A 15,563-nucleotide genomic window follows, 5' to 3' on the forward strand; every position below is an offset into this window, starting at 1 on the left:
GCGCCTCGAAGAACCTCGCCTTCAGCACCTCAAAATCCACGATCCCCGCAACCCCCTGAAGTCCAGGGTGTTGCGGGGATCAGTAGAACCCGCCCTCGTACGGCGGGGCCCCGTCGCGTCTGTGTGGCGCCCGGCGGTTCAGGAGCCGAGGCGTTCCCGGCGGACCGAATACACCACGAAGCCGGCGCCGACCGCGAGGAAGAGCGAGCCGCCTATGACATAGGGGGTGGTGTCGATGCTTCCGGTGTCGGCGAGTTCGGTGCCGCCCGGGACGCCGAGCGCGTTCGCGGACCCGGACCCGGACTCAGATCCGGACCCGGCCCCGGACCCGGATCCAGAACCAGTCTCGCTCCCGGCCGCCGCCGGCTCGGCCTGCCGCCCGGCGCCGGTGTCCCTCCCCGCCGCGCCCGCCGCGCCCACCGCCGGGTCGGCGGCCCGGCCCTGCTGGGTGAGGTGTCCCGCCGGCGCCGAGTCGGCCACCGTTCTCGCCGGTGTGCCCCCCGTCGCGCTCGCGGAGGGGACGAACCACAGGGCGCCCAGCAGGGTGCCCGCGGCGGTGGCGGTCAGCAACGTACGGCGAGCGGATGACACGGAATATCGATCCCCTTGTGGCGCTGGCGAATTGGCCGTGTGGGGCGATCGTAGTGAACGTCACGGGTCACGGGAAAGTCACGGGAGGTTTGAACTGCGGACCGGGTCCGGGACCGCCGTAGAACATCACGGTATGTACGGATTCGTACGCGCCGAGCGGGGACGCGCGCCGCTGTGACGGACGACACCGTCCCGGAACCGGCGCTTCCGGCGGGCCGGTCCGTACCCCCCGGCGGATCACCGGAGGGCTGCCGCGGCGCATGTCCGGGCCCGCCCTGGGCAGCACCCGGGGAGTGGACCCGACCCCCGCCGGCCCGCGCCCGCAGCCGCCGAGGATGATGGCGAAGGGCCCGGGGACGTGGTGAGGCCCACACCTGTGCGCCCTGGGGAACGGGACGAAACGGTCGTAGCGTTGATGATTCGCGACGGGGGATTCGAGGGGTCTTGGGGATTTCGGCAACGATGGAGAAGCGTGTGATGACGAACAGTAAGCGGCGCAGGGCCCTGATGGCCTCGTCCGCACTGCTCGGCGGTGTACTGGTGCTCTCGGCCTGTTCCGGCAGCAGCAACGCGGCCGGCGGGGACGGCGGCGACAGCACTTCGCAGGCCAAGGCCGACAAGGCGGCGGCCCAGGAGTCGTCGGAGGCGCAGATCAAGATCACGCCGGCGGACGGCTCGGACAACGCCTCCATCAACAACTCCGCCGCCGTCACCGTGGCCCAGGGCACGCTGACGCAGGTCGCGATGACCACGGCCGACGGCAAGGCCGTCCAGGGCCAGATATCGGCGGACAAGACGAGCTGGAAGCCCAGCACCCAGCTGAGCCGCTCCACCACCTACAAGGTCGCCGCCACCGCCACCGACGGCAAGGGCCGCGCGGCGCACGAGAACGCCTCGTTCACCACAGTCGCCCCGGCGCACAGCTTCATCGGCTCCTTCACGCCGGACAACGGCACCACCGTCGGCGTGGGCATGCCCGTCTCGATCAACTTCGACAAGGCGATCACGAACAAGGCGGCCGTCCAGAAGGGCATCACCGTCTCCTCCTCCAGCGGCCAGGAGGTCGTCGGGCACTGGTTCGGCGCCAACCGCCTCGACTTCCGCCCCGAGCAGTACTGGAAGGAAGGCTCCACCGTCACCCTGAAGCTCAACCTCGACGGCGTGCAGGGCGCCCAGGGCGTCGTCGGCGTCCAGCAGAAGACGGTCACCTTCCACGTCGGCCGCAATCAGGTCTCCTACGTCGACGCGAAGACCAAGCAGATGAAGATCACGCAGGACGGCCGGACCGTCAAGACGATCCCGATCTCCGCCGGTTCGCCCGACCACACCACGTACGAGGGCCAGATGGTGATCTCCGAGAAGTTCACCCAGACCCGGATGAACGGCGCCACGGTCGGCTTCAAGGACTCCGACGGCAAGGGCGAGTACGACATCAAGGACGTACCGCACGCCATGCGCCTGACCAGCTCCGGCACCTTCATCCACGGCAACTACTGGGGCGCGCCGTCCGTCTTCGGCGGCGCCAACACCAGCCACGGCTGTGTGGGCCTGCAGGACAAGAAGGGCGCGAGCGACCCGAGCACCCCGGCCGCGTGGTTCTACAACCACACGCTGATCGGTGACATCGTGGTCGTGCAGCACACCGGCGACAAGACCGTCTCCCCGGACAACGGCCTCAACGGCTGGAACATGAGCTGGACGCAGTGGAAGGCCGGCTCCGCCGCCTGATCCGCCCCGCCCCGCCCGCCGGCGCCGCCCTCCCGCAGGGCGGCGCCGGTTTTTTCGCACCGCCCACCGGGCACCGGCCACCCGTGCTGTCCCGCCTGCCGCCGGGTGTCCCGTACCGCCGCCGGGGTTTCCCGTACCGTCGCCGGGCTTCTCATCCTTCTCTTATTCCGGGCTTATCCCTTCATCACGGTGCGTCCCTAACTTACGGCCATGTTCTTCACCTACCTGAGGCGCGAGTTGCGCCGCCGCAGAAAGGCGGCCCTCGTCGTCGCCTCCGGTCTCGCGCTGGGTATCGCCCTGGTCATCGTGGTCACCTCCGTGTCCAGCGGCATGAGCAAGGCACAGGACAAGGTCCTCCAGTCGCTGTACGGGCTCGGCACCGACATGACCGTCACCAAGGCGGCCACGCCCCCCACCGGGGACTCCCAGCGCCCGCGCTTCAAGTTCGGTGCGAAGGGCGACGGCGACAGCGGCACCCAGAGCAGCGACATGGTCCGGGTGCAGGGCTTCACCACCCTGCCCGCCACCACGGTGACCCAGGTCGCCGGGCAGAAGGGCGTCGCGGCCGCCGTCGGCGGGCTCAGCCTCGACGTGGTCAAGGTCGACGGCCAGTTCACCCGCGGCCAGTTCCGGATGCAGAACGGCGGCGGCCAGGGCGGCCGGCGCGGCGGCCAGTCCACCCCGCAGGGCACGGTCCAGGGCGGCGGCGCCGACTTCGACGTCAACCAGTACACGGTCTACGGCGCCGACGTCACCCAGCCCGCGCTCGGCCCGCTGACCTCCTCGAAGGTCACCAGCGGCCGTACCTTCAAGACCACCGAGACCGACGCGAAGGTCGTCGTCGCCGATTCCGCGTACGCCCAGGAGAAGAAGCTCTCGGTCGGCTCCACGGTCACCATCAAGAACGTGAAGTACCAGGTGATCGGCATCGCGACGGCCACCAGCGGGGACGCGGCGGCCAACCTCTACTTGCCGCTGGAGCAGGCGCAGGCCCTCAGCGGCGACAAGGACAAGGTCACCACCGTCTACGTCAAGGCGGCCGACTCCCAGCAGATCGCCTCCGTCAAGAGCGCCGTCCAGAAGAACGTCCCGGGGACCACGGTCACCACCTCCGCCGACCTGGCCAAGACCGTCTCCGGCTCGCTGTCCACCGCCTCCGGCCTGGCCGAGAACGTCGGCAAGTGGCTGTCCATCGCGGTGCTCGTGGCCGCGTTCCTGGTCGCCGGGCTGCTGACCTCCTCGGCGGTCTCCCGCCGGGTGCGCGAGTTCGGCACGCTCAAGGCGCTGGGCTGGAAGTCCGGCCGGGTGACCGGGCAGGTCGTCGGCGAGGCCGTCGTCAACGGCCTGGTCGGCGGTGTCCTCGGCATCGCACTCGGCCTGGCGGGCGCGTACACGGTGACCGCGGTCAGCCCGAGCCTCCAGGCGCAGCTCGGCGGCTCCGGCGGCGGGACGGGCGGCGGCTTCGGCGGCCACGGAGGCGGCTTCGGCGGGGGCGGTGGCTTCGGCGGCGGCGGGTTCGGCCGGCAGGCCGCGAAGTCCCTCGACGTCTCGCTCACCGCGCCGGTCAGCCTCACCACCATCGCCGTCGCGGTCGGCCTGGCCGTGGCCGGCGGACTGATCGCGGGCGCGTTCGGCGGCTGGCGCGCCTCGCGGCTGCGGCCGGCCGACGCGCTGCGGCGCGTCGAATAGCGGCCGCCCGGCCCGCCCTCCCCACTCATCCCAGGAGCTGTTCCACCATGTACGAACTCCGAGGCGTCACCAAGCGCTACACCCGCGGCAAGGAAGCCGTCCACGCCCTCGACGGCGTCGACCTGACCATCGGTGACGGCGACCGCCTGGTCATCCAGGGCCCCACCGGCGGCGGCAAGTCCACGCTGCTGCAGATGCTCGGCGGGCTGGACCGGCCCACCTCCGGCGAGGTCGTGCTGGACGGCACCGACCTGGCCAGGCTGCCCGAGGCCCGGCTGACCCGGGTGCGCAGCGAGAACATCGGCTTCGTCTTCCAGTCCTTCAACCTGATACCGACGCTGACCGCGCAGGAGAACGTCGAGACCGCCCTCGTACCCCTCGGCGTGAAGGCCAAGGACCGGCGCGAGCGGGCCGCCGAGGCGCTGTCCTCGGTCGGGCTCGGCGAACGGCTCGGACACCTGCCCGGCGAGATGTCCGGCGGCCAGCAGCAGCGCGTCGCCATCGCCCGCGCGCTGGTCAAGCAGCCCAAGGTGCTGCTCGCCGACGAACCCACCGGCAACCTGGACGAGTCGACCCGCGACGAGATCATGGCCGTACTCGAACGCCTGTGGGAGGAGCGCGGGCTGACGTTCGTCATGGTCACCCACGACTCCGCCCTGGCCCGCAAGGCGCCGCGCCTGGTGACCATCCGCAAGGGCCGCGTCACGGTCAAGGAGAACGCGCAGGCGTAGCCGAACGGGACCGAGGCCGCCCCCGGTTGAGGTGTCCCCCCGGGGGCGTGCGGAGGAACGGGGGACCGGCGGTCAGGGGGCCGTCCGGGACGGGCCGGGCGCCGCGTCCGCGCCCCAGCTCGCCAGCAGGCGCAGCGCGTCCGCCGACGCCGAGCCCGGCTCGGCGTGGTACACGATCAGGGACTGGTCGGCGTCGTCGGCCAGCTTGAACGTCTCGTACCGGAGGGTCAGCTCGCCGGCCAGCGGATGCCGCAGCCGCTTGACGCCGTGGCCCTTCTCCCGGACCTCGTGCGCCGCCCACAGCCGCCGGAAGTCCTCGCTCTTGACCGAGAGTTCACCGACCAGCGCCGAGAGCCGCGGGTCCTCCGGATAGCAGCCGGCCTCCATGCGCAACGCCCGGACGACGTCGACCGCCTTCTGCTCCCAGTCGATGTACAGCTCGCGGTATCCGGGGCTGAGGAAGACCAGCCGCGCCCAGTTGCGCTCCGGTGCCGGCAGCCGCTCCCAGTCGCCGAAGACGGCCGTCGCCAGCCGGTTCCAGGCCAGCAGCTCCGAGCGGCGGCCGACGATGTAGGCCGGCACCCCGTCCATCGTGTCCAGCAGCTGCCGCAGCGAGGCGCGCACCTGCTGGGTCGGCGCGGTCTGCTTCTTCTTGTGCTTGGGCTTGGCCAGATGGGTCAGATGCGCGTGCTCGGCGTCGCTCAGCCGCAGCGCGCGGGCGATGGAGTCCAGGACCTCCGCCGACACATTGCGGCCGTTGCCCTGCTCCAGGCGCGTGTAGTACGCCACCGACACCCCGGCCAGCTGCGACAGCTCCTCGCGGCGCAGCCCGGGCACCCGGCGCCGGCACCCGTAGTGCGGCAGCCCGACGTCCTCCGGCCGCAGCCGGGCCCGGCGGGTGCGCAGGAACTCGCTCAGCTCGGCCCGGCGGTCCAGACCGGCACCGGTGTCCGGACCTGCGCCGGTGGCCGGTCCGGTGCCGCTGTCCGGACCGGCGCCCGTCGCGGGGTCCTGCCGGGGGCTGTCGGGCTGTTCGTCCATACCTCCAGTATCCGTGGTCGTACGCACGGCAGCCTGACCCCGTCAGTAGTAGGACCAGCGAGCGTACGCAAGGCCGTGACCTGGGTGGATGTCGCCCGGCGGGGCACTCTGGAAGGGTGCCGGGCCGGACAGGCGGCCGGGCACGGCAACCGCTAGGAGAATCCTCGTCATGACCACTGTCGCCGCATACGCCGCACCCGCAGCGAAGGCGCCGCTGGAGCGCACCACCATCGAGCGCCGTCCGGTCGGCGAGTTCGATGTGCTGATCGACATCAAGTTCACCGGTATCTGCCACTCGGACATCCACCAGGCCCGCGAGGGCTGGGGCGAAGCGATCTTCCCGATGGTCCCCGGCCACGAGATCGCGGGCGTGGTCTGCGAGGTCGGGCCCGGCGTCACCCGGTACGCCGTGGGCGACCGCGTGGGCGTCGGCTGCATGGTCGACTCCTGCCAGGAGTGCGACAACTGCCGGGCCGGCCTGGAGCAGTACTGCGACCAGCGCCCCGTCTGGACGTACAACGCGGTCGGCAAGGACGGCGAGCCGACCTACGGCGGCTACGCCCAGCAGATCGTCGTGGACGAGAAGTTCGTCGTCCGCGTCCCCGACGGGCTCGCCCTGGACGTGGCCGCCCCGCTGCTGTGCGCCGGCATCACCACGTACTCGCCGCTCAAGCACTGGGACATCGGTCCCGGCAAGAAGGTCGCGGTCGTCGGCTTCGGCGGGCTCGGCCACATGGGAGTCAAGATCGCGCACGCGCTCGGCGCGGAGGTGACCGTGCTCTCCCAGTCCCTGCGCAAGAAGGACGACGGGCTGAAGCTGGGCGCCGACCACTACTACGCCACCAGCGACCCGGCCACGTTCGAGCAGCTCAAGGGCGGCTTCGACCTGATCCTCAACACCGTCTCGGCCCCGCTGGACTTCCCCGCCTTCCTGTCGCTGCTGCGCACGGGCGGCGCGATGGTGAACGTGGGCCTGCCCGAGGAGCCGGTCCAGGTCCCGCTCGCCGCGCTGTTCGGCAACCGGCGCAACCTGACCAGCTCCAACATCGGCGGTATCGCCGAGACCCAGGAGATGCTGGACTTCTGCGCCGAGCACGGCCTGGGCGCCGAGATCGAGCTGATCGGCGCCGCCGAGATCAACGAGGCGTACGAGCGGGTGGTGGCCAGCGACGTGCGCTACCGCTTCGTGATCGACATCGCGACGATCTGACCGCCGCGCCTCACTGGGGCAGGGTGGCCGGGCTGCCGCCGTTCGCCTCGTAGCCGGCGACCGCGAGGGCCCGGTAGACGGCGAACTCGGCGGCCGGGTCCTGCGACAGTATCCACGGCAGCGCGCCCACGTGGCCGTCGACGTGGAGGAGCTGGTCCATGGCCTCGGCCCAGCGCTCGGAGCGGACCAGGAAGAACACCAGCAGATGGCGGACGTGCGCCGCCACCGGGTCGCCGGGGCGGGCCGCGTGGAGCGCGTGCAGCGCGCCGTGCACCGCCTTGGTGACGACCTCGCTCTGGTAGAAACCGCGGACCAGATTCACCTCGGGAAGGTGCTCGAAGACCGCGAACAGCGGCAGGGCGGCCAGCAGCGAGCCCCGCGGGGCGCGGGCCGCGGCGGCCTGGGCGAACTCCATCGCCTGCTGCCGCGAGCCCTGCCACTTCTCGCACCAGTAGTGCAGGGCCGCCAGGTGCGCGCCCATGTGAGCCGGCGCGCGGTCGAGGATCTTCAGCCAGAGGTGCTCGAACTGCTGCCGCTCGTACGCCAGTCCGCGGGCCACCGACAGCTCGGCGATGTACGGGACCGGGTCGCCCGGCGCCGCCGACGCGGCCCGGCCGCAGGCGTCCCGGGCCTCCTCCATGATGATCCGGAACTCGTCGGTGCCCGGCGTCGCCGTGCGCCACGCCTGCTGCACCAGGAACTCGGCGTGCACGGCCGCGCCGCCCGCGTCCTCGGGCTGCTCGGCCCGCCACACCCGCAGCCACTGCCCGCCGGGCGTCTCGTGCACCCCGCCCGGCCGCTGCCCCAGCTCCAGCGCGGCGGCCCCGGCGAACGCCTGCACGCGCTGCCAGCGCACCTCGCCCTCCGCCTCGGTGCCCGCGAGCAACTGGGCGGCCGCGCGGTAGTCCTGGGTGCGCTGCACCAGGTCCAGCACGTCGAGGAGGTCCTGGTCGGGGCCGGGCATCCGGACGTCCAGCTCCTCCGTCGGCACGAAACCGTAGGTCGCCGGGTCCGCGGCGTCCGGGTGCCCCGGCGGCACCTGCTCGATGACGCCCCGCCCGCGCCGGAGGAACGGAAGCAGCACGAAGCCCAGCAGGACCACCGCCGTCAGGACCCAGAGAATCTCCATGCCTCAAGCGAACCAGACGCCCCCGACAATTGGCGAACCTGCGCCCGAGCCTGTGGATAACCCCGCCCGGGCACGGCACCGCGGCCCGATGCGGCCCGATGCTGCCCGATGCGGCCCGATGCTGCCCGGTGCGTCCCGGCGGCGGGTGTGACGGCAGCATGACGTCCGGCGCCCGCAGGCCGCATGCGGCCGCCACCGGGGCCCTCGGCGCACTACGCTCAAGCCCATGAGCGACAGGCACATCAGTCAGCACTTCGAGACCCTCGCGATCCACGCGGGCAACACCGCCGATCCCCTCACCGGCGCGGTCGTCCCGCCGATCTACCAGGTCTCGACCTACAAGCAGGACGGCGTGGGCGGTCTGCGCGGCGGCTACGAGTACAGCCGCAGCGCCAACCCCACCAGGACCGCCCTCGAAGAGAACCTCGCCGCCCTGGAGGGCGGCCGCCGGGGCCTCGCGTTCGCGTCCGGACTGGCGGCCGAGGACTGCCTGCTGCGCACGCTGCTCACCCCGGGCGACCACGTGGTCATCCCGAACGACGCCTACGGCGGCACGTTCCGCCTGTTCGCCAAGGTCGTCTCGCGGTGGGGCGTGGAATGGTCGGTCGCCGACACCAGCGACCCGGCCGCCGTACGGGACGCCGTCACCCCGAGGACCAAGGTCATCTGGGTGGAGACCCCCTCCAACCCGCTGCTCGGCATCACCGACATCGCGGCCGTCGCCCAGGTCGCCCGGGACGCGGGCGCCCGGCTCGTCGTCGACAACACCTTCGCCACGCCCTACCTCCAGCAGCCGCTGGTCCTCGGCGCCGACGTGGTCGTGCACTCGCTGACCAAGTACATGGGCGGCCACTCCGACGTCGTCGGCGGCGCGCTGATCACCGGCGACGCCACGCTCGGCGACGAACTGGCGTACCACCAGAACGCCATGGGCGCCGTCGCCGGACCGTTCGACTCCTGGCTGGTGCTGCGCGGCACCAAGACCCTCGCGGTGCGCATGGACCGGCACAGCGACAACGCCACGAAGATCGCCGACATGCTCACCCGGCACGCGCGCGTGACGAGCGTCCTGTACCCGGGACTGCCCGGCCACCCCGGTCACGAGGTCGCCGCCAAGCAGATGAAGGCGTTCGGCGGCATGGTGTCCTTCCGGGTCGAGGGCGGCGAGGAGGCGGCCGTCGAGGTCTGCGACCGCGCCAAGGTGTTCACGCTCGGCGAGTCCCTGGGCGGCGTCGAGTCCCTGATCGAGCACCCCGGACGCATGACCCACGCCTCCGCGGCCGGCTCCGCCCTGGAGGTCCCCGCCGACCTCGTCCGCCTGTCGGTCGGCATCGAGAACGTCGACGACCTGCTGGAGGACCTGCAGCAGGCCCTCGGCTAGGACGGTTCCGGCCGGGGGACATGGGGGGCCGGGGTGGGTTCAGGCCGAGAGGCGGCCGCCCCGGTCCTCCGGACCCGCCCAGTCCTGCGAGTGCCGGGGCCGCTCACCGGCGACCGGGCGGAGCAGGGGGCCCGCCAGCAGCCACAGTCCCGCCCAGACACCGCCCATCGTCAGGGCGGCGTGTCCTTCCGCACGGCCGGAGGACGAGAGCGCCGCGCCGAGGATCAGCAGGCCGACGGCCACGGCCGCCGAACCGCCGGCCAGGATCCAGCGGGTGCGCGGCTTCCAGCCGTTGGCGTGCGGGGATTTCTCGTACGTCTTGCGCAGCGCACCGCGTATTCCGTGCCTGCGTTCCCTGAACCCCCAGACGATCCAGAGCATGAACCCGACCAGGTTGAGGAGCATCCCGGCGTTCAGGATGCCGTCCAGCCACAGCACGTGCGTGTAGTCGATGAATCTTCCCGCGCCGGTCTCCACCGCTGCGATCTCCATGGCGGACGGGTTGCCCCGGAGCCACGGAGGTACCGCTTCCGTATGCGCGGATCGCGACACGCGGCCCCGACGCCCCGGGGGCACCGGGGGCACCGGGCCTCACCAGTCCGTCACCTGCGGAGTCGTCTGCGACGGTGGCTCCACCCAGGGCCGTACGGTCAGGGCCCAGACCGTGAAGGCGAGGACCGCGGCGCACAGGAGCAGCCACAGCGTGCGGCGGGCCAGGGCGCGGCGGCGCAGCATGCGGCCGCCGCGGCGCACGGCCTCGTCGTACAGCCCGGCGGGCACCTGGGGCGCCGCCTGCTCCAGGATGCGCCGGGCCGCCGCCTCGCGCTCCGCCCTGTTCACGCTCCGCCTCCCCTCACGCGCCCGCGCCCGATCCCGCGCCGGCCTTCGCGCCGGCGCCCGCCTTCGGGCCCGCGCCCGCTTCCGCGCCCGCCACCGCCGGGGCGGACGGTGGCGCGGACCGCGCGGACGGCGCGGGCGGATGCGCCAGCAGGCCGAGCGCGCGGTCGCACAGCACGCGGACGCGTTCCGGCGGCAGGCCCAGCAGGGCCGCCGTCTGCTCCTCGGCGACCCCCTCGTACAGCCTGAGCACGACGACCAGGCGCGCCTGCGGAGCCAGCCCGGCCAGGACACCGGGCAGCCGGTGGCGGGCACCGGCCCGCACGCCGTGCCGGTGCCAGGCCTCGCGGGCGAACCGGCCCGCCAAGAGCTGACGGGCCCGCTCGTAGGGGTCCTCGCCGCGCAGCCCGTCCCAGCACGCGTACGTGTGCGCCAGGGACAGGGTCAGCAGGCGCCGCGCGCGCGGGTTGGCGTCCGGGGCCTCGGCGGTGAGCAGCGTGGCGGTGTGCAGCAGCCGTCCGCCCGCGCCCGCGACGAACGCCTCGAACTCCCGGGCCCGGCGAGCACCTCGCCGCCCCTGCCGTTCTCGCACCACGCCTCCCCCAAGGCCGACCGTGGAACGGGACCCGGCGCGCACACGGGCGACGGAAACCTCGTGCGGCGGGACCCCGGGTCTCATATCAGGCCAGGGGCGGCCCGCCGGTCAAGACTCGCGCGGCGGTCGGTGCGCGCCGGTGCGCCGCAGGACGCGGGGACCGGGCGCCCCGGTGCGGCTCAGGAGGCCGGTCCGGCTTCCGGTCCCGGCTCCGCGGCCGAGGTGCCCGGAGAGGTCTGGCGAGCGGAGAGGGCGTGGTTGAAGCGGGTCAGCAGGGAGCAGAAGGCCTCGCGCTCCTGCGGCGTCCAGCCCTCGGTCAGCTCGTCCATCAGCCGGCGCCGGGAGGAGCGCACCTCCTCCAGGCGCGCCGCCCCGCGCGGGGACAGCTGCAGCACCACGGCCCGCCCGTCCTCCGGATGCGAGGTGCGCTTGACCAGCCCGGTGTCCACGAGCGGCGCCACCTGCCGGGTGACCGTGGAGGAGTCGATGCCCATGCCCGAGGCGAGCGCCTTGACACCCATCGGGCCCTCCTTGTCGAGGCGGTTGAGCAGCAGGTAGGCGGCGCGGTCCATGGTGTTGCGCACCTGCCCGACGCCGCCGAGCCGGGTCTGTTCCGCCCGGCGGGCGAACAGCGCCACCTCGTGCTGGAGGGTGTCGAGGAGACCGGGGTCACCGACGGTCGTCATGTCCATCGACATTTCAGGTGTTGTGGGCATGGCCGGGGGCTCGCTTCTGAAGAGCTGCTGGGTTGGGGGACAGGGTACGCGGCCCGGCCATGAGGCGTACCGGCGCTGCGCGAACCGGTCTCGCGGGTTGGTCACAGCGGTCCCGCACGGCCGTGAACTGCGAGACTCGACCCATGAGCTACGGCACCACCGGCGCCCCCTCGTCCGTCACCCTGGACGACGTGCTGGGCGCCCAGAAGATGCTCTCACCGGTGGCGCGGGTGACCGCGATGGAGAGCAGCAGACACCTGTCCCAGCTGGTGGGCGCGCCCGTACACCTCAAGTGCGAGAACCTCCAGCGCACCGGTTCGTTCAAGCTGCGCGGCGCCTACGTGCGGATCGCCGGGCTGCTGCCCGAGCAGCGGGCCGCCGGTGTGGTGGCTGCCAGCGCCGGCAACCACGCGCAGGGCGTCGCCCTCGCCTCCGCGCTGCTCGGCGTGCACGCCACCGTGTTCATGCCCAGAGGCGCCCCGCTGCCCAAGATCAGCGCGACCCAGGACTACGGCGCCGAGGTGCGGCTGCACGGCCAGGTCGTCGACGAGACGCTGACCGCCGCCCAGGAGTACGCCGCCGAGACCGGCGCCGTCTTCATCCACCCCTTCGACCACCCCGACGTCATCGCCGGCCAGGGCACCGTCGGCCTGGAGATCCTCGAACAGTGCCCGCAGGTGCGCACCATCGTCGTCGGCATCGGCGGCGGCGGACTCGCGGCCGGTATCGCGGTCGCGGTCAAGGCGCTGCGGCCGGACGTGCGGATCGTGGGTGTGCAGGCGGCGGGCTCGGCGGCGTATCCGCCCTCGCTGGCCGCCGGACGGCCGGTGGCGATCGAGCACCCGACGACGATGGCCGACGGCATCCGGGTCGGCCGGCCCGGCGACGTGCCGTTCGGCCTCGTCGAGGAGCTGGTCGACGAGGTGCGCACGGTCGGCGAGGACCAGCTCTCCGCCGCGCTGCTGCTGTGCCTGGAGCGGGCCAAGCTGGTCGTGGAACCGGCCGGGGCGAGCCCGGTGGCCGCGCTGCTGGGCGGCGCGGGCGCGGACAGCGGCATCGAGGGCCCGGTCGTGGCGGTGCTGTCGGGTGGCAACGTCGATCCGGTGCTGCTCCAGCGCGTGCTGCGGCACGGCATGTCGGCGCAGGGCCGCTACCTGGCGGTCCGGCTGCGCCTGACGGACCGGCCGGGTGCGCTGGCCACCCTGCTCGGGGTGCTGTCGGCGGTCGACGCCAACGTCCTGGACGTCAGCCACGTACGGACCGACCCGCGGCTCGGGCTCAGCGAGGCCGAGGTGGAACTGCACCTGGAGACCAAGGGCCCGGCGCACTGCGCCGAGGTCGGCCACGCGCTGCGCGAGGCCGGTTACCCGGTCATCGACTGAGACGGGTACGGGTACGGCCTCGGGTGCGGGTACGGCCTCGGGTACGGGTACGACGAAGCCCCCGGTGCTCCGTGCGGGGCGCCGGGGGCGGTCAGGAGCCGTACGGCGGCTCAGCCGTTGTAGGGCTCGGCCTTGAGGATCTTCACCGAGGCCTTCTTGCCGTTGGGCAGCTCGTACTCCGCGTCCTCGCCGACCTTGTGGCCGATCACGCCGGAGCCCAGCGGGGACTGCGGGGAGTAGGTCTCGATGTCGGCGCTCGCGTACTCGCGCGAGGCCAGCAGGAAGCTGAGGGTGTCGTCCTCGTCACCGTCGAAGGCGATCGTGACGACCATGCCGGGCGCGACCGCGCCGTCCGTGGAGGCCGGGGCCTCGCCGACCTGGGCGTTCTCCAGGAGCTGGGTCAGCTGGCGCACGCGCAGCTCCTGCTTGCCCTGCTCCTCCTTGGCCGCGTGGTACCCGCCGTTCTCGCGCAGGTCGCCCTCCTCGCGCGCGGCCGCGATCTTGGCGGCGATCTCCGTGCGCGCAGGACCAGTAAGGTACTCAAGCTCGTCCTTGAGCTTGTTGTACGCCTCCTGGGTCAGCCAGGTGACGTTCTCGCTGGTCTGGGTCACAGGTGCTCCTCGTTGGTACTGGGAATACAAATCATCGCCCTACCAAGAAGAATGTTCCCTCGCGGAAGGGCGAAACCACGAGCCTAACAATTCAGCGGCGAAAGGGGGAGGACATAAGCCATCAGAATCACGTCAGCGCAGGTCAGCCGCGTCAGTCGGCGTGGCAGCCCAGCAGCTCGCCGGTGGTGCCCCGGGACGTGGTCCGCAGGGTGAGGATCTTGTCGACCTGCTTGGCGTGCTGGTCGAAGCGGAAGTCCGCGCGGCCCACCTCGTCGCCGTCGGCCGCCTGTGAGCGCAGCGTGCAGTAGCCGTGCGCGTCGGCGTCCTTGTGGACCTCCAGATGGATCTGCACCTCGTCGTCCGCCGTCTGGAACGAGACGACCTGTGCGCTGATCTCGCTCTGGCCCACATAGTGGTAGGCGAAGTAACCGACCAGGACGAGCAGCAGCGCGCCGAGGACGGCGGCCGCGATCTTGAGCTTGTGGTCGGCGCGGTCGTCCCCCGAGCGGCCGTAACGGCCCTCGGGCAGCCGGGTGCTCGCCGTGCTCATGATCGTCCTCTCGGCCGGGGGCGGGACGGGGGTCCCGCGAGGGGCTTCCGGGGCCGTACCCCGGAATTATTCGCTCCCCGATTCGGTCACTATAGAAGCCCCGGCCCGCCGCTCGACCGCCGCCCCGGCGCGACCGACCGCCGGGACGGCACCGTGCGACGCCCGCCGGGGCCGGGCACCGACTTGACCTTGAGGACTGAGCCTTGACTGACCAGCTGCGACTGATGGCCGTGCACGCGCACCCCGACGACGAGTCGAGCAAGGGCGCGGCCACCATGGCCAAGTACGTGTCCGAGGGGGTGGACGTGCTGGTGGTGACCTGCACGGGCGGTGAGCGCGGCTCCATCCTCAACCCCAAGCTCCAGGGCGACACGTACATCGAGGAGCACATCCACGAAGTACGCAAGAAGGAGATGGACGAGGCCCGGGAGATCCTCGGCGTCGGGCAGGACTGGCTCGGCTTCGTCGACTCCGGGCTGCCCGAGGGCGACCCGCTGCCGCCACTGCCCGAGGGCTGCTTCGCCCTGGAGGACGTCGACAAGGCGGCCGGCGAGCTGGTGCGCCGCATCCGTTCCTTCCGGCCGCAGGTGATCACCACCTACGACGAGAACGGCGGCTACCCGCACCCCGACCACATCATGACCCACAAGATCTCCATGGTGGCGTTCGAGGGCGCGGCGGACACCGAGAAGTACCCCGAGGACGAGTACGGCCCGGCCTTCCAGCCGAAGAAGCTGTACTACAACCAGGGCTTCAACCGGCTGCGCACCGAGGCCCTGCACAAGGCCCTGCTGGCCCGCGGCCTGGAGTCCCCCTACGGGGAGTGGCTGGAGCGCTGGGAGAAGTCCGGGCACAAGGACCGCACGCTGACCACGCACGTGCCCTGCGCGGACTTCTTCGAGGTCCGCGACAAGGCGCTGATCGCCCACGCCACGCAGATCGACCCCGACGGCGGCTGGTTCCGGGTGCCGATGGACGTGCAGAGGGAGGTCTGGCCCACCGAGGAGTACGAGCTGGCGAAGTCCCTCGTGGACACCTCGCTCCCGGAGGACGACCTCTTTGCGGGCGTTCGGCAGCACTGAGGGACAATGCCTGACATGAGCGCAAGCGCGAGCCTGGCAACCACGCATCTGGTCACCCTGGCCGAGTTCGACAAGAACAAGGTCACCCCCGGCGTCCTCGGCTTCATCGTCTTCGCGGTGATGGCCCTGGCGGTGTGGTTCCTGATGAAGTCCATGAGCCGGCACATGGGCAAGGTCGACTTCAAGGAAGCCCCGGACAGCGAGGAAAAGGCGTCCGGCACGGGCGCACAGGGCACCGGCACCGGGCGGGCCCACCCCTCCAAGGGCTGACCGGCCCTTTGACGGGCTGA

Annotated in this window: 17 protein-coding genes; 8 read left to right on the forward strand and 9 right to left on the reverse strand. The window is 72.1% G+C overall.

Features of this window, described 5'->3' with window-relative positions:
• Positions 1-138: 138 nt before the first annotated feature.
• On the reverse strand, positions 139-591 hold the full coding sequence (locus ABZ858_RS34635; protein ID WP_361388056.1) for a cell wall protein: 453 nt from the start codon (positions 589-591) through the stop codon (positions 139-141).
• Positions 592-1,053: 462 nt separating this feature from the next.
• On the opposite strand from ABZ858_RS34635, the gene ABZ858_RS34640 reads away from it, so the two are divergent.
• From ABZ858_RS34640 to ABZ858_RS34650, 3 genes are all read left to right on the forward strand, one after another.
• Positions 1,054-2,319, forward strand: coding sequence for an Ig-like domain-containing protein (locus tag ABZ858_RS34640; protein ID WP_361388058.1), 1,266 nt, complete (start codon positions 1,054-1,056; stop codon positions 2,317-2,319).
• A 210-nt stretch (positions 2,320-2,529) separates the two neighbouring features.
• Complete coding sequence (locus ABZ858_RS34645; protein ID WP_361388061.1) at positions 2,530-4,008, forward strand: ABC transporter permease; 1,479 nt, start codon at positions 2,530-2,532, stop codon at positions 4,006-4,008.
• Positions 4,009-4,055: 47 nt separating this feature from the next.
• A complete protein-coding gene (locus ABZ858_RS34650; RefSeq protein ID WP_361388064.1) occupies positions 4,056-4,739 on the forward strand; it encodes an ABC transporter ATP-binding protein in 684 nt (227 codons plus the stop codon).
• Between the two features lie 72 nt (positions 4,740-4,811).
• Here the strand turns inward: ABZ858_RS34650 and ABZ858_RS34655 are convergent, their stop codons facing one another.
• Positions 4,812-5,780 carry a helix-turn-helix transcriptional regulator gene (locus ABZ858_RS34655; RefSeq protein ID WP_361388067.1) on the reverse strand — a complete coding sequence of 323 codons (969 nt, stop codon included), beginning with the start codon at positions 5,778-5,780 and terminating at the stop codon, positions 4,812-4,814.
• A 169-nt stretch (positions 5,781-5,949) separates the two neighbouring features.
• On the opposite strand from ABZ858_RS34655, the gene ABZ858_RS34660 reads away from it, so the two are divergent.
• Positions 5,950-6,990: an NAD(P)-dependent alcohol dehydrogenase gene (locus ABZ858_RS34660; RefSeq protein WP_361388070.1), complete on the forward strand. Its 1,041-nt coding sequence runs from the start codon at positions 5,950-5,952 to the stop codon at positions 6,988-6,990.
• A 10-nt stretch (positions 6,991-7,000) separates the two neighbouring features.
• Here the strand turns inward: ABZ858_RS34660 and ABZ858_RS34665 are convergent, their stop codons facing one another.
• Positions 7,001-8,119: a hypothetical protein gene (locus ABZ858_RS34665; protein WP_361388073.1), complete on the reverse strand. Its 1,119-nt coding sequence runs from the start codon at positions 8,117-8,119 to the stop codon at positions 7,001-7,003.
• 226 nt (positions 8,120-8,345) lie between these two features.
• Here ABZ858_RS34665 and ABZ858_RS34670 point away from each other — a divergent pair, with 226 nt between their 5' ends.
• A complete protein-coding gene (locus tag ABZ858_RS34670) occupies positions 8,346-9,500 on the forward strand; it encodes a cystathionine gamma-synthase (protein WP_361388076.1) in 1,155 nt (384 codons plus the stop codon).
• A gap of 39 nt (positions 9,501-9,539) precedes the next feature.
• On the opposite strand, the gene ABZ858_RS34675 is transcribed toward ABZ858_RS34670, so the two are convergent.
• From ABZ858_RS34675 to ABZ858_RS34690, 4 genes are all read right to left on the reverse strand, one after another.
• Positions 9,540-9,992 carry a hypothetical protein gene (locus tag ABZ858_RS34675; RefSeq protein ID WP_361388079.1) on the reverse strand — a complete coding sequence of 151 codons (453 nt, stop codon included), beginning with the start codon at positions 9,990-9,992 and terminating at the stop codon, positions 9,540-9,542.
• 99 nt (positions 9,993-10,091) lie between these two features.
• Positions 10,092-10,340, reverse strand: a complete 249-nt coding sequence (locus ABZ858_RS34680) for a hypothetical protein (RefSeq protein WP_361388082.1) — start codon at positions 10,338-10,340, stop codon at positions 10,092-10,094.
• Between the two features lie 13 nt (positions 10,341-10,353).
• On the reverse strand, positions 10,354-10,929 hold the full coding sequence (locus ABZ858_RS34685) for a sigma factor-like helix-turn-helix DNA-binding protein (protein ID WP_361388085.1): 576 nt from the start codon (positions 10,927-10,929) through the stop codon (positions 10,354-10,356).
• A 182-nt stretch (positions 10,930-11,111) separates the two neighbouring features.
• A complete protein-coding gene (locus ABZ858_RS34690; RefSeq protein ID WP_361388243.1) occupies positions 11,112-11,624 on the reverse strand; it encodes a MarR family transcriptional regulator in 513 nt (170 codons plus the stop codon).
• A gap of 167 nt (positions 11,625-11,791) precedes the next feature.
• On the opposite strand from ABZ858_RS34690, the gene ilvA reads away from it, so the two are divergent.
• On the forward strand, positions 11,792-13,030 hold the full coding sequence (ilvA, locus tag ABZ858_RS34695) for a threonine ammonia-lyase (RefSeq protein WP_361388088.1): 1,239 nt from the start codon (positions 11,792-11,794) through the stop codon (positions 13,028-13,030).
• Positions 13,031-13,140: 110 nt separating this feature from the next.
• On the opposite strand, the gene greA is transcribed toward ilvA, so the two are convergent.
• Positions 13,141-13,641: a transcription elongation factor GreA gene (greA, locus tag ABZ858_RS34700; protein WP_361388091.1), complete on the reverse strand. Its 501-nt coding sequence runs from the start codon at positions 13,639-13,641 to the stop codon at positions 13,141-13,143.
• 151 nt (positions 13,642-13,792) lie between these two features.
• Positions 13,793-14,191 (reverse strand): DUF4307 domain-containing protein, encoded by a 399-nt coding sequence (locus ABZ858_RS34705; protein WP_361388094.1) that lies wholly within the window; start codon positions 14,189-14,191, stop codon positions 13,793-13,795.
• A 224-nt stretch (positions 14,192-14,415) separates the two neighbouring features.
• Here ABZ858_RS34705 and mca point away from each other — a divergent pair, with 224 nt between their 5' ends.
• Both mca and ABZ858_RS34715 read left to right on the forward strand, forming a co-directional pair.
• A complete protein-coding gene (gene mca, locus ABZ858_RS34710) occupies positions 14,416-15,273 on the forward strand; it encodes a mycothiol conjugate amidase Mca (RefSeq protein WP_361388246.1) in 858 nt (285 codons plus the stop codon).
• A gap of 6 nt (positions 15,274-15,279) precedes the next feature.
• Positions 15,280-15,543: a hypothetical protein gene (locus tag ABZ858_RS34715; protein ID WP_361388097.1), complete on the forward strand. Its 264-nt coding sequence runs from the start codon at positions 15,280-15,282 to the stop codon at positions 15,541-15,543.
• Positions 15,544-15,563: the final 20 nt, after the last annotated feature.

The organism is Streptomyces sp. NPDC047017 (assembly GCF_040644175.1).
In the GTDB taxonomy this organism is placed as follows: domain Bacteria; phylum Actinomycetota; class Actinomycetes; order Streptomycetales; family Streptomycetaceae; genus Streptomyces.

Excerpts from the sequence above, each read along its gene's own strand:
- ABZ858_RS34715 (WP_361388097.1), top strand. The coding sequence starts at position 15,280 with ATGCCTGACATGAGCGCAAGCGCGAGCCTGGCAACCACGCATCTGGTC.
- ABZ858_RS34650 (WP_361388064.1), top strand. The coding sequence starts at position 4,056 with ATGTACGAACTCCGAGGCGTCACCAAGCGCTACACCCGCGGCAAGGAA.
- ABZ858_RS34645 (WP_361388061.1), top strand. The coding sequence starts at position 2,530 with ATGTTCTTCACCTACCTGAGGCGCGAGTTGCGCCGCCGCAGAAAGGCG.
- ABZ858_RS34670 (WP_361388076.1), top strand. The coding sequence starts at position 8,346 with ATGAGCGACAGGCACATCAGTCAGCACTTCGAGACCCTCGCGATCCAC.
- ABZ858_RS34675 (WP_361388079.1), bottom strand. The coding sequence starts at position 9,992 with ATGGAGATCGCAGCGGTGGAGACCGGCGCGGGAAGATTCATCGACTAC.
- ABZ858_RS34705 (WP_361388094.1), bottom strand. The coding sequence starts at position 14,191 with ATGAGCACGGCGAGCACCCGGCTGCCCGAGGGCCGTTACGGCCGCTCG.
- mca (WP_361388246.1), top strand. The coding sequence starts at position 14,416 with ATGGCCGTGCACGCGCACCCCGACGACGAGTCGAGCAAGGGCGCGGCC.
- ABZ858_RS34665 (WP_361388073.1), bottom strand. The coding sequence starts at position 8,119 with ATGGAGATTCTCTGGGTCCTGACGGCGGTGGTCCTGCTGGGCTTCGTG.
- ABZ858_RS34690 (WP_361388243.1), bottom strand. The coding sequence starts at position 11,624 with ATGGACATGACGACCGTCGGTGACCCCGGTCTCCTCGACACCCTCCAG.
- ABZ858_RS34655 (WP_361388067.1), bottom strand. The coding sequence starts at position 5,780 with ATGGACGAACAGCCCGACAGCCCCCGGCAGGACCCCGCGACGGGCGCC.
- ABZ858_RS34660 (WP_361388070.1), top strand. The coding sequence starts at position 5,950 with ATGACCACTGTCGCCGCATACGCCGCACCCGCAGCGAAGGCGCCGCTG.
- ABZ858_RS34640 (WP_361388058.1), top strand. The coding sequence starts at position 1,054 with ATGGAGAAGCGTGTGATGACGAACAGTAAGCGGCGCAGGGCCCTGATG.
- ilvA (WP_361388088.1), top strand. The coding sequence starts at position 11,792 with ATGAGCTACGGCACCACCGGCGCCCCCTCGTCCGTCACCCTGGACGAC.